Genomic DNA, 12,179 nt, shown 5'->3' with positions numbered 1-12,179 from the left:
CACCTCGCGCCCCCACCGCCACCACCCGTACCGGCGGCCCCGCACGGCGGGGGCTGAGCGCCCCCGTACGCGCCGGACCAGCCCCGACGCGCCGGAGCCTGGGGCGCGGCGGGGCCCCGGTCAGTCCGTGTCCGCCGGCCGCAGGTGCACGATGTCACCCGCCGCGGCGGGCTCCCGTACGCCCGACTCCGTCGCCAGCACGAGGCGCCCGTCCCCGTCGATCGCGACGGCCTCGCCGGTCAGCTCCCGGTCGCCGGGCAGCTCCGCCCTGACCGCGCGGCCGAGGGTCGCGCAGCCCGCCGCGTACGCCTCCTGGAGCCGGGACGCGGCCGGGTCGCCCCCGGCGGCGCGCCAGTCCCCGTACCACTGCTCGATCGACCGGAGCACGGCGCGCAGCAGCGTCTCCCGGTCCAGGGACAGCGCGTCGGCGAGGGCGAGCGAGCCCGCCGTGGGAACCGGCAGTTCGTCGGCGCGCAGGGTCACGTTGAGGCCCACGCCGACGACGACGGCGTGCTCGCCCGCGCGCTCGGCGAGGATGCCGCCCGCCTTGCGTTCGCGGCCGTCGACGGCGACCAGCAGGTCGTTCGGCCATTTGAGGGACGTGTCGACGCCCGCGGCCCGCGCGAGGCCCGAGGCCACGGCGACACCCGTCAGCAGCGGCAGCCACCCCCACCGCTCGACGGGGATGTCGCCGCCCGGCGTCAGCAGCACGGAGAAGAACAGGCCGGAGCGCGCGGGCGCGGTCCAGTTCCGGTCGAGCCTGCCGCGTCCCGCGGTCTGCTCCTCGGCGACCAGCACCGTGCCCTCCGCGGGTGCCGCGCCGCCGCCTGCGCTCACGCGGGCCGCCAGGTCCGAGTTGGTGGACCCGGTCGTGTCGACCACGTCGAGTGCGGTCCACAGGCTGCCGGGCCTGATCAGCGCCCTGCGCAGCCCGGCCGCGTTCAGCGGCGGGCGGTCGAGGTCGGACCAGCGGCTTCCTGGGGTGTTGGGCTCCGTCATGCAGGCCAGACTATGTGTGGCATACGCCGCACTGTCGAACGGCGGGGGCGCCGATACGCTACGGAAACAAGCTACGGATCAGTAGGAGTCGTTGCCGATGACCGAGCCGACCGAGCCGGAAGAGAAGACCGCGGCGGGGGCGGGCTCCGACCTGCACACCACCGCGGGGAAGATCGCCGATCTGCGGCGGCGGATCGAGGAGGCGACGCACGCGGGCACGGCCGTCGCGGTGGAGAAGCAGCACGCCAAGGGCAAGCTGACGGCGCGTGAGCGGGTCGATCTGCTGCTGGACGAGGGCTCGTTCGTCGAGCTGGACGAGTTCGCACGGCACCGCTCGACGAACTTCGGCATCGATCGGAAGCGCCCGTACGGCGACGGTGTCGTCACCGGCTACGGCACGGTCGACGGCCGCCCGGTGTGCGTGTACTCGCAGGACTTCACCGTCTTCGGAGGGTCGCTGGGCGAGGTCTACGGTGAGAAGATCGTGAAGGTCATGGACTTCGCGATGAAGACCGGCTGCCCCGTGATCGGCATCAACGACGGCGGCGGTGCCCGCATCCAGGAGGGCGTGGTCGCGCTCGGCCTGTTCGCGGAGATCTTCCGGCGCAACGTGCACGCGTCCGGCGTGGTGCCGCAGATCAGTGTGATCGTGGGGCCCTGCGCGGGCGGCGCGGTGTACTCGCCCGCGATCACGGACTTCACGGTGATGGTCGACCGGACCTCGCACATGTTCATCACGGGCCCCGACGTCATCAAGACGGTGACCGGCGAGGACGTGGGCTTCGAGGAGCTGGGGGGCGCTCGCACCCACAACACGACGTCGGGCGTGGCGCACCACATGGCCGGGGACGAGAAGGACGCGATGGAGTACGTGAAGTCGCTCCTGTCGTACCTCCCGTCGAACAACCTCACCGAGGCCCCGGCCTTCCCCGAGGAGGCGTCGCTCGACACGAGTGACGAGGACCGCGAGCTGGACACGCTGATCCCGGACTCCGCGAACCAGCCGTACGACATGCACACGGCGATCGAGCACGTCCTGGACGAGGGCGAGTTCCTGGAGACGCAGGCGATGTTCGCGCCGAACATCGTCACGGGCTTCGGCCGCATCGAGGGCTTCCCCGTCGGCGTGGTCGCCAACCAGCCGACCCAGCTCGCCGGCTGTCTGGACATCAACGCGAGCGAGAAGGCCGCGCGGTTCGTACGCACCTGCGACGCGTTCAACATCCCGGTGCTGACCTTCGTGGACGTGCCGGGCTTCCTGCCGGGCGTGGACCAGGAGTACGGCGGGATCATCCGGCGCGGCGCCAAGCTGATCTTCGCGTACGCGGAGGCCACGGTGCCGCTGATCACGGTGATCACCCGCAAGGCGTTCGGCGGCGCGTACGACGTGATGGGTTCGAAGCACCTCGGCGCGGACCTGAACCTGGCCTGGCCGACCGCGCAGATCGCGGTGATGGGCGCGCAGGGCGCGGTGGGCATCCTGCACCGACGCACGATCGCGGCAGCGGGCGACGCGGCGGCGCAGGAGGCGCGGCGCGCGGAGCTGATCGAGGAGTACGAGGACACGCTCCTCAATCCGTACGTGGCGGCGGAGCGCGGCTACGTGGACGCCGTGATCATGCCGTCGGACACCCGGGCGCACGTGGTGAAGGGACTGCGGCAGCTGCGCACCAAGCGCGAGTCCCTGCCCCCGAAGAAGCACGGCAACATCCCGCTGTAGGAGGCCGTTCGATGATCAAGGTGATACGGGGCAATCCGACGCCGGAGGAGCTCGCGGCGGCGGTCGCGGTCGTCCAGGCCCGTGCGGCGGGCGCGGCGGAGGGGGCGGACGCGCCGCCCGCCCAGCGCCCGGAGTGGTCGGCCCCCGCGCGGATCGCCCGCACCCCGGTGCCGCGGCCCGGCTCGCGCGCCTGGGCGCACACGTACTGGCCTGCGTAGGCGCCGGGCCGCGGGCCCCGGGCTCGCGGCTCCCGCCGCACCGGTCCCGCGTCGCGGGACTCGCGTCGTACGTCAGGACAGGGCCGTGCCGAGCCCCGCGCGCCGGGGCATGGCCCGGCGCCCGGGCCATGCCCCGGTGAGTACGCGTACTCAGGCGGCGGCGCCGCCGGGCGACGCACCATCGGTCGCATGCTCTGGTCCGATCCTGACGACAAGCCTCCGGCGGAGCTGCGTGACGCGCAGGCCAAGCTGCGGCGCGCCGGGGTCGTCATCGCGCTGGCGATGGTGCTGGCGATGCTCGTTCTCGGGCTGCTCTGACCGGCCCCCGCGACCGGCCCCCGCCGCCCGCGCGGGCGGCGCGGCGACCGCCGGACTCCCGTGCTCGCCCCTGCGGCCCGGCCGATAGCTTCGGCCGTATGACAGAACTCCGCCGCCGCCTCGTGCTGGCCTCGCAGTCCCCCGCCCGTCTCGGCCTGCTGCGGGGGGCCGGGGGGGGGCCCGGGGGGGGCGTCAGCGGGGTCGACGAGGACGCGCTGAGCGCGCCGACGCCCGCCGAACTGGCCCTGGCGCTGGCCGTGGCGAAGGCCGAGAGCGTCGCGGCGCGGCCCGCCGCCGCCGGTGCGCTCGTCGTCGGCTGCGACTCCGTGCTGGAGCTCGACGGCGAGGCCCTGGGCAAGCCCGCGGACGCCGAGGAGGCGACCGGGCGCTGGAAGGCGATGCGCGGGCGCGCGGGCGTCCTGCGGACCGGGCACTGCGTGATCGACACCGCGACCGGCAGGCGCGCCGCCGCGACCGCGTCGACGACCGTGCGGTTCGGGACGCCGACGGACGCGGAGATCGACGCGTACGTGGCTTCGGGTGAACCCCTGCACGTGGCGGGCGCCTTCACCCTCGACGGCCGCTCCGCGCCCTTCGTGGACGGTATCGAGGGCGACCACTCCAATGTGATCGGTCTTTCGCTGCCGCTATTCCGCGGGCTTCTCCTGGAACTTGAGGTGTCCCTCACCGACCTGTGGGCCTGAGGGCTCCGCAACCGGTCGCCCGTCCGTCTCCTGGCCGCCGTACGCCAGCAGGACCCAGACCAGCAGCCCCAGACCCACCATCAGCACCGCGAAGAACGCCCACCCCAGGATGCTGGACGCCACCGCGCCCAGCACCCCGTGCACGACGGCGCTCACGATCAGCAGGGTCCGCCCGGCCTGTCCCGGCGGCCGGTCCCTGAGCGCGATCCTGGCCAGCGTCGCCGCGCAGAAGAGCGAGAACAGGGCGGTCGCGCCGCACAGGACCCAGGCGCCGAGGGACATCGCGGACGGCTTCTGGCCCGCGAGCGACATGTGCTGGATGCCCACGAGTCTGGACAGCAGCGCGGCCGCCGCGACCAGCACCACCGCCTCCACCAGGGCGACCGCCGCCGTCACCCACGCCACCCACACCACCGGTCGGCGAGTCACGCCGCCCACCCCTTCCCGTCCACCGCTTGTCCGCTCCGTCGCTCGGCCGGTCCTTCGCACGGTCGCTCCGTCGCCTCGCCGGGAGCCGCGTGCGCCGAGCCGCCCCCGTTACCGGGAGTACGGAGCGCTCCGGGCACGCTACTCATCGGTAAACGAAGGGACAAGGGTTCGCGCGCGCCGGACCGCCGTGCGGGGAAGATCGCGCGCGGCATGCCGTCATCCGAGGGCCGCTATGGGATTCCTACAAAGAAACACGATTCAGCGCGGGGCACTCGAACAGAGAGCTGGGCCACATCAGGGCGCTACTGTGCGAGGAAGAATCCCGGCGTACCGTGGTGCCACAAGGGATTTCGTTACCTGGGCGAACCTCGTATCACGCTCCGTGTGAACGAGCTCACCATTGGGGACAGGTCGCAGGACCGTGTCGGCAGTCCCTAAACTCAGCTTGTTTTATTTGGAGGGAGCAATCGTGCGCAAGGTGCTCATCGCAAACCGTGGCGAAATCGCCGTCCGCGTCGCCCGTGCCTGCCGGGACGCGGGAATCGCGAGCGTGGCGGTCTACGCGGAGCCCGACCGGGACGCGCTGCATGTGCGGGTGGCGGACGAGGCGTTCGCCCTGGGCGGTGACACCCCCGGAGCCAGCTACCTGGACATCGCCAAGGTCCTCCAGGCGGCCAAGGACTCCGGCGCCGACGCCGTCCACCCGGGGTACGGATTCCTCTCCGAGAACGCCGAGTTCGCGCAGGCCGTCCTCGACGCGCAGCTCACCTGGATCGGCCCGCCGCCGCACGCCATCCGCGACCTGGGCGACAAGGTCGCCGCCCGGCACATCGCCCAGCGCGCCGGCGCGCCCCTGGTCGCGGGTACCCCCGACCCGGTCTCCGGCAGCGCCGAGGTCGTCGCCTTCGCCGAGGAGCACGGCCTGCCGATCGCCATCAAGGCGGCGTTCGGCGGTGGCGGCCGGGGCCTGAAGGTCGCCCGCACCCTTGAGGAGATCCCCGAGCTGTACGACTCCGCGGTGCGCGAGGCCATCGCCGGCTTCGGGCGCGGCGAGTGCTTCGTGGAGCGCTACCTCGACAAGCCGCGGCACGTCGAGACGCAGTGCCTCGCCGACCAGCACGGCCATGTCGTCGTCGTCTCCACCCGCGACTGCTCCCTCCAGCGCCGCCACCAGAAGCTCGTGGAGGAGGCGCCCGCCCCGTTCCTGACGGACGAGCAGAACGCCGAGCTGTACGCGGCGTCGAAGGCGATCCTCAAGGAGGCCGGCTATGTCGGCGCGGGCACCGTCGAGTTCCTCGTCGGCGCGGACGGCACGATCTCGTTCCTGGAGGTCAACACCCGCCTCCAGGTCGAGCACCCGGTGACCGAGGAGGTCTCGGGCATCGACCTGGTCCGCGAGATGTTCCGGATCGCCGACGGCGAGGAGCTGGGCTACGACGACCCGGCGCCGCGCGGCCACTCCTTCGAGTTCCGCATCAACGGCGAGGACCCGGGCCGCGGCTTCCTGCCTGCGCCCGGCACCGTCACGAAGTTCGACCCGCCCACGGGCCCCGGTGTCCGCCTCGACACGGGCGTCGAGTCCGGCAGTGTCATCGGCCCGGCCTGGGACTCCCTGCTGGCGAAGCTGATCGTCACGGGCTCGACCCGCAAGCAGGCGCTGGAGCGGGCCTCGCGGGCGCTGGAGGAGTTCGGCGTCGAGGGCATGGCCACGGCGATCCCCTTCCACCGCGCGGTGGTCAAGGACCCGGCCTTCCTGAGCGAGCCGTTCACCATCTTCACCCGCTGGATCGAGACGGAGTTCGTCAACGAGATCCCGCCGTTCGCGGCGCCGGCCGACACCGGCGACACGGACGAGGAGGGCCGCGAGACGGTCGTCGTGGAGGTCGGCGGCAAGCGCCTCGAGGTCTCCCTGCCGTCGTCGCTCGGCATGAGCCTGGCCCGTACCGGGCTGGCCGCCGGCGCCAAACCCAAGCGCCGCGCCACGAAGAAGTCGTCCTCCGCCGTCTCCGGCGACACGCTGGCCTCCCCCATGCAGGGCACCATCGTGAAGGTCGCGGTCGAGGAGGGCCAGGAGGTCCAGGAGGGCGAGCTCATCGTGGTCCTTGAGGCCATGAAGATGGAGCAGCCCCTCAACGCCCACCGCTCCGGCACCGTCAAGGGCCTCGTGGCCTCCGTCGGCGGCTCGGTCACCTCCGGCGCCACCATCTGCGAGATCAAGGACTGAACGCCCGCGGGTGCCGGGGCCGGCCGGGTTCGGCCGGCCCCGGACGCCGTCCGCGGCCGGGGCCGCCGAATGGCATTCTTGTCCCCACCCGGCGCGCGGGAGGCGGGCGGCCCGGCGGGCGCGAGCCGGGCGACCCGGCTGCGCGAACCGGGCGGCGACCGGCCAGGAAAGGACTGCGGCAGATGGCGAGGGACACGTCCACGGCCACGGCGGAGCCGCGCAGAGCCATGCGCGCGGACGCGCGCCGCAACTACGACCGCCTGCTGGCGGAGGCACGCTCCGGCTTCGCGGAACACGGCACCGACACCTCGCTGGAGGACATCGCGCGCCGCGCGGGCGTCGGAATCGGCACCCTGTACCGGCACTTCCCGAACCGCCAGGCGCTGATCAGCGCGGTCTTCCAGGACGCGCTCGCCGCGCTCCTGGACCGGGCGCGCGACCTGGGAGAGTCCGAGAACCCCTGCCGGGCGCTGGTCGAGTGGCTGCGCGCCTTCGTGACGTACGCGGGCGAGTACCGCGGCCTGTCGCAGGCGCTGATGTCGGCGCCGCGCGACGACGACACGTCGGCGCTCGGCCGCTGCAACCTGCCGCTGCGCACGGCGGGCGACGCGCTGCTCGCGCGCGCCCAGCGGGCGGGCGCCGTGCGCGAGGGCGTCTCGATCGAGGACCTGCTCCAGCTCACCAACGCGATCGCGCTGGCGTCGGAGCAGACGCCCGAGGACCCGGAGCTGGCCGACCGGCTGCTGGCGCTCACCCTCAAGGGCCTGACACCGCGCCCGTCCGCGTCCGGCTGAGGGCCCCGCGGGGAGAGCGGGCGGATGTTCCTCGGCCCGCGAGTCCGCGTCAGCCCGCGAGTCCGCGTGCGGCGAGGCTGCGGCCGGTTTCCTCGATGGCGTCGGGAACCGGGCGGAGCGGACGGGACAGGAGGGCCTCGGCCGGGCCGCGGTCGAAGCGCTGTGTCGAGCCGATGAGCCACCTGACGTCGCGCAGCTGGGGTTGGAACACGCTCGCGGCCCAGGTGAGCCAGGTCGCCATCGCCCGCTTCGGGATCTTCCCGCTGGCCTCGGGGAGCCTCTCGCGCAGCACCGCGGCGACGTCGATGAGCGAGACGGGGTCGGTCGCCACGATCGTGCGGGTGCCGCCCGCCGTCTTCGAGAGCATCGCCTCGATGTGCGCGTCGGCGACGTCCCGCACATGCACCCACGGCATCCGCAGATCCGGGACCATCGGCAGCGCGCCCGCCATGATCTGCTGGATCGCCGAGACCGAGGTGCCCGGATCGTCGGTCAGGAGGGGGCCGACGACCGCGCCCGGGTTGATGACGGCGAGCCGGTCGCGCATGCCGCGCCGGTCGGCGGCCTGCCAGGCCGCGTGCTCGGCGCGGACCTTCGAGACGATGTAGGCGCCGAGCCCCCGGCGCTCCCGGGTCCAGTCGGCGGCCGTGAAGACGTGGTCCCTGGGCGCGGGGGCGTACTGCACCGTCGCGAGGGCCGAGGTGACGACGATTCGCTCCACGCCCGCGTCCAGGGCCGCGTCGACGGCCCGCGTCGTGCCCTGGACGGCGGGGCGGATCAGGTCCTCGGGGTCCTTCGGCCTCGTCGTGACGAAGGGGGAGGCGACGTGCACCACGAAGCGGCAGCCCTCGGCCGCGGCCGCCCATCCCTCGTCCGAGAGCAGATCGAGCCGCCGGACCTCCAGCAGGGTGTCGTCCGCGCCCGCTTCCGCCATCGCGCCGCGCACCTCCGCGACGCGCCCCGGTGACCGTACCGACCCGCGGACGGCGTATCCGCGCCGCAGCAGCTGGGCCGCGATGTGGCCGCCGATGAATCCCGAGACCCCTGTGACAAGGACTGTGTCCGTCATGCGCACTCCCGATCGCCCCATCTTGACAGTGAGCAGTTTACGAGCGGTCTACTCACTGTCAAGATGGGCGCCTGATGACGAACGGAGAACCGAGGGCCGGCGACGGCTACCACCATGGCAACCTGCGCGCGGCGCTGCTCGACAGCGCGCTGGAGGTGCTGTCCGAGAAGGGCGTCGACGGGTTCAGCATGCGCGAGGCCGCCCGCAGGGCGGGGGTGTCGCAGTCCGCGCCGAAACACCACTTCGGCGACGCGCGCGGCCTGCTCGGCGCGCTCGCCACGCGCGCCTACCGGCGGCTCTGCGAACGGCTGGAGGCGGTGGAGACCGCCCGGCGCGACGTACGGGAGCGGGTCGAGGCCCTCGCGGCGGAATACGTCGCGTTCGCCCGGGACAACCGCGCGCTGTTCGACCTGATGTGGCGCATGACCCAGTTCGACTTCGGCGACCCGGAGCTGATGGAGCAGAAGCACCGGGCGCTGCGGGCCCTGGACCGCGGCCTGCGCGGCCAGGACGCGCGGCTGCCGGACTCCGCGGACCCCGCGCTGCTGCCGAGCTACGCGGTGTGGTCACTCGTGCACGGCTACACCAGCCTCGTACTGGAGGGCGCGATCGACGAGGACGCCGAGGACCCGCTGACGAGCGGCCTGCTCCCCGCGATGCTGCGGCTCCTCGACGTGTCCCCCGCCGCGCCGGCACGCAATCCCTGACACGGCGCCGGGCGGCCCCGGCCGTGCGTGACGGCGGGCGGGGCCGCACCCGGGTGCGCGGGTGCGGCCAGGGCCGTGGCTACCTCCGGCGCAGGTCCGCGACCCTGGCCCGTTCCCGCTCGCGGTCGCCGGGGTCCGGCGACGACGGGGGACCCGCGCTCCGCAGATGCGCGGGGCCCCCGTGGGTGCGCCGCTGACCGGGCAGGGGCGCCTGGGCGCGCGGCTCCGCCGCGTGCTCCGCGGCCGCCACGTCGCCCGCGCCACCGCCGGCCACCGACACCTGCACGCCCTGGTCCGCGAGGGCCTGGAGCTCCATCGCGGCCCGTTCGTCGTGGAGGGGCGGCTCGTCCGTCACCAGACGGCTGATCAGCTCCGTGGGCACCGTCTGGAACATGGTGTCCGTCGCCAGCTTGGTGTGGTCGGCGAGCACCACGACCTCGCCCGCCGCCCGGACCAGCGCCCGGTCGACGCTCGCGGCCAGCATGTTGGACGTGGACAGGCCGCGCTCGGCCGTCAGGCCCGTACCCGAGAGGAAGGCGCGGCTCACCCGCAGGCCCTGGAGGGACTGCTCCGCGCCGCTGCCGACGAGCGCGTAGTTGGAGCCGCGCAGCGTGCCGCCCGTCATCACCACCTCGACGCGGTTCGCGTGCGCGAGCGCCTGGGCGACCAGGAGCGAGTTGGTGACGACGGTGAGGCCGGGCACCCGGGCGAGCCGGCGGGCCAGCTCCTGGGTGGTCGTACCCGCGCCCACGACGACGGCCTCGCCCTCCCCCACCAGGGTGGCGGCGAGATCGGCGATGGCCGTCTTCTCGGCCGAGGCGAGGTGCGACTTCTGCGGGAAGCCGGACTCCCGCGCCAGCCCGCCGGGCAGGACCGCGCCACCGTGCCGGCGGTCGAGGAGGCCTTCTGCCTCCAGCGCCCGTACGTCACGCCGTACGGTCACTTCTGAGGTCTGGACGACACGGGCGAGCTCGCGGAGGGACACGGCTCCGTTGGCGCGCACCATTTCGAGGATCAACTGGCGACGTTCTGCAGCGAACACGAGACTGACAGTAACCCCGATGTCCGTCTGCTTTCAGCAGTTTGCACCTAATTACCGAAGTTGTACGTACAAGGTTCCGGTAAGTGGTATACAGCGAGCCCGACGGGTCCCGCGGCCTCCGCGAACGGCGCCCCGCACTCCCGCGACGAACGTTCCCCCGCGCCCAACGGCCGCCGCCGAAAGGCCCGGTGGGCGGCGCGGCGGGTGGCCCGCCGCCGCCGGTCAGACCTCCTCGGCGGTCTTCCGCGTGTGCAGCTGGCGCGCGACCTCGGCGATCGAACCCGAAAGCGACGGGTACACCGTAAAGGTATTCGCGATCTGTTCCACCGTCAGGTTGTTGTCGACGGCGATCGAGATCGGATGGATCAGCTCACTCGCGCGCGGCGCGACCACGACGCCGCCCACCACGATCTCCGTGCCGGGACGGGCGAAGATCTTCACGAAGCCGTCCCTGATGCCCTGCATCTTCGCGCGGGGGTTGCGCAGCAGCGGCAGCTTGACGACGCGCGCGTCGATCCGGCCCGAGTCGACGTCGGCCTGGCTGTAGCCGACGGTCGCGATCTCCGGGTCGGTGAAGACGTTCGCTGACACGGACTTCAGGTTCAGCGGCGCCACCGCGTCGCCGAGGAAGTGGTACATCGCGATCCGGCCCTGCATCGCGGCCACGGACGCCAGCGCGAACACGCCGGTCACGTCGCCCGCCGCGTAGACGCCGGGCGCGGACGTGCGCGACACCCGGTCCGTCTTGACGTGGCCCGACGGCTTGAGGACGACGCCGGCCTCCTCCAGGCCCATGCCGGCCGTGTTCGGGATGGCGCCGACGGCCATCAGGCAGTGCGTGCCGCTGATGACCCGGCCGTCGGAGAGGGTGACCTCGACGCGGTCGCCGACCCGCTTGGCGGCGGCGGCGCGGGAGCGGGACATGACGTTCATGCCGCGGCGCCTGAAGACGTCCTCCAGCACGGCCGCCGCGTCCGGGTCCTCGCCGGGCAGCACCCGCTCGCGCGAGGAGACGAGCGTGACGCGGGAGCCGAGCGCCTGGTAGGCGCCGGCGAACTCGGCGCCGGTCACGCCGGAGCCGACCACGATGAGCTCCTCGGGCAGCTCGTCGAGGTCGTAGACCTGGGTCCAGTTCAGGATGCGCTCGCCGTCGGGCAGCGCGTCCGGGATCTCGCGGGGGTGGCCGCCGGTGGCGATCAGCACGGCGTCGGCGGTCAGCACCTCCCGCTCGCCGCCGGGCAGCTCCGCGACGACGGTGCGGGAGCCGTCGACGGCCTGGAGCCCTTCGAGCCTGCCCCGGCCCCGCAGGACGCGCACGCCGGCCCGCGTCACGGAGGCGGAGATGTCGTGCGACTGGGCGAGCGCGAGCCGCTTGACCCGTCGGTTGACCTTGCCCAGGTCCACGCCGACGACCCGGGCGGCCCGCTCGGCGGGGGGCGTGTCGTCCGCGACGATGATGCCCAGTTCCTCGTACGAGGAGTCGAACGAGGTCATCACCTCGGCCGTCGCGATGAGGGTCTTCGACGGCACGCAGTCGGTCAGCACCGAGGCACCGCCGAGCCCGTCGCAGTCGACGACGGTCACCTCCGCGCCGAGCTGGGCGCCGGCGAGGGCCGCCTCGTACCCGCCGGGTCCGCCGCCGATGATCACGATCCGGGTCACGAAAAATCAGCCTCGCGTCGTCTGCCGGCCGTCTGTCACCCCGGCCGGGGTCCTGGGTGCCCCGGGGGCCGTGGCCCGGGCGGCCTGGGGCGGACCGGCCTTGGGCCTACCGGGGCCCCTTCCGCCGGGCGGGGTCTGCGCGGGTCCCGCGTTAGGGCCCCCCCCGCCCCTAGGGGGGGGGGCCCCAGGCCCCCCCCCCCGGGCCCCCCCCCCGGGGGGGGGGGGGGGGCCCCCCCCCCCTTGCCCTGCCGCGGGAACCGTTCCGGTCCCGCCATCACGCCACGTCTTCCCGG

General features: G+C 73.5%; 12 protein-coding genes. 7 read left to right on the top strand and 5 right to left on the bottom strand.

All coding sequences use genetic code 11. The features are described from left to right. Positions 1 to 120: 120 nt before the first annotated feature. Entirely contained in the window at positions 121 to 999 is an 879-nt protein-coding gene (locus tag LCE31_RS28100; RefSeq protein ID WP_225019079.1) for a biotin--[acetyl-CoA-carboxylase] ligase, read from the bottom strand. A gap of 97 nt (positions 1,000 to 1,096) precedes the next feature. Here LCE31_RS28100 and LCE31_RS28095 point away from each other — a divergent pair, with 97 nt between their 5' ends. From LCE31_RS28095 to LCE31_RS28085, 4 genes are all read left to right on the top strand, one after another. Further along, positions 1,097 to 2,719: an acyl-CoA carboxylase subunit beta gene (locus tag LCE31_RS28095; protein WP_225019077.1), complete on the top strand. Its 1,623-nt coding sequence runs from the start codon at positions 1,097 to 1,099 to the stop codon at positions 2,717 to 2,719. Between the two features lie 11 nt (positions 2,720 to 2,730). Then, positions 2,731 to 2,937 (top strand): acyl-CoA carboxylase epsilon subunit, encoded by a 207-nt coding sequence (locus LCE31_RS28090; RefSeq protein ID WP_225019075.1) that lies wholly within the window; start codon positions 2,731 to 2,733, stop codon positions 2,935 to 2,937. A gap of 189 nt (positions 2,938 to 3,126) precedes the next feature. Beyond that, positions 3,127 to 3,255 (top strand): morphogenic membrane protein MmpB, encoded by a 129-nt coding sequence (gene mmpB / locus LCE31_RS40580; protein ID WP_263632392.1) that lies wholly within the window; start codon positions 3,127 to 3,129, stop codon positions 3,253 to 3,255. A gap of 98 nt (positions 3,256 to 3,353) precedes the next feature. Then, positions 3,354 to 3,959, top strand: coding sequence for a Maf family nucleotide pyrophosphatase (locus LCE31_RS28085; RefSeq protein ID WP_225019073.1), 606 nt, complete (start codon positions 3,354 to 3,356; stop codon positions 3,957 to 3,959). Here LCE31_RS28085 and LCE31_RS28080 read toward each other — a convergent pair. After that, positions 3,903 to 4,388, bottom strand: a complete 486-nt coding sequence (locus LCE31_RS28080; protein WP_308042317.1) for a hypothetical protein — start codon at positions 4,386 to 4,388, stop codon at positions 3,903 to 3,905. The two genes, LCE31_RS28085 and LCE31_RS28080, sit on opposite strands and share 57 nt — an antisense overlap. Before the next feature lie 469 nt (positions 4,389 to 4,857). On the opposite strand from LCE31_RS28080, the gene LCE31_RS28075 reads away from it, so the two are divergent. Together LCE31_RS28075 and LCE31_RS28070 are read left to right on the top strand one after the other, a co-directional pair. After that, positions 4,858 to 6,612 (top strand): acetyl/propionyl/methylcrotonyl-CoA carboxylase subunit alpha, encoded by a 1,755-nt coding sequence (locus LCE31_RS28075; RefSeq protein WP_225019071.1) that lies wholly within the window; start codon positions 4,858 to 4,860, stop codon positions 6,610 to 6,612. Between the two features lie 227 nt (positions 6,613 to 6,839). Next, positions 6,840 to 7,406 (top strand): TetR/AcrR family transcriptional regulator, encoded by a 567-nt coding sequence (locus tag LCE31_RS28070; protein ID WP_441349425.1) that lies wholly within the window; start codon positions 6,840 to 6,842, stop codon positions 7,404 to 7,406. A gap of 49 nt (positions 7,407 to 7,455) precedes the next feature. Here the strand turns inward: LCE31_RS28070 and LCE31_RS28065 are convergent, their stop codons facing one another. Then, a complete protein-coding gene (locus LCE31_RS28065) occupies positions 7,456 to 8,475 on the bottom strand; it encodes an NAD-dependent epimerase/dehydratase family protein (protein WP_225019066.1) in 1,020 nt (339 codons plus the stop codon). Between the two features lie 74 nt (positions 8,476 to 8,549). Between LCE31_RS28065 and LCE31_RS28060 the strand changes: the two genes are divergently transcribed. Continuing rightward, positions 8,550 to 9,182, top strand: a complete 633-nt coding sequence (locus tag LCE31_RS28060; RefSeq protein ID WP_225019063.1) for a TetR/AcrR family transcriptional regulator — start codon at positions 8,550 to 8,552, stop codon at positions 9,180 to 9,182. Between the two features lie 79 nt (positions 9,183 to 9,261). Here LCE31_RS28060 and LCE31_RS28055 read toward each other — a convergent pair whose 3' ends face one another. Together LCE31_RS28055 and LCE31_RS28050 are read right to left on the bottom strand one after the other, a co-directional pair. Then, positions 9,262 to 10,224, bottom strand: coding sequence for a DeoR/GlpR family DNA-binding transcription regulator (locus LCE31_RS28055; protein WP_225019061.1), 963 nt, complete (start codon positions 10,222 to 10,224; stop codon positions 9,262 to 9,264). Positions 10,225 to 10,446: 222 nt separating this feature from the next. Next, positions 10,447 to 11,886 (bottom strand): NAD(P)H-quinone dehydrogenase, encoded by a 1,440-nt coding sequence (locus LCE31_RS28050; protein WP_225019060.1) that lies wholly within the window; start codon positions 11,884 to 11,886, stop codon positions 10,447 to 10,449. Positions 11,887 to 12,179: the final 293 nt, after the last annotated feature.

The sequence above is a fragment of the Streptomyces sp. 8L genome (genome assembly GCF_020176795.1).
Taxonomy (GTDB): Bacteria; Actinomycetota; Actinomycetes; order Streptomycetales; family Streptomycetaceae; genus Streptomyces.
This window is presented reverse-complemented; position numbering and strand designations above follow the sequence as displayed.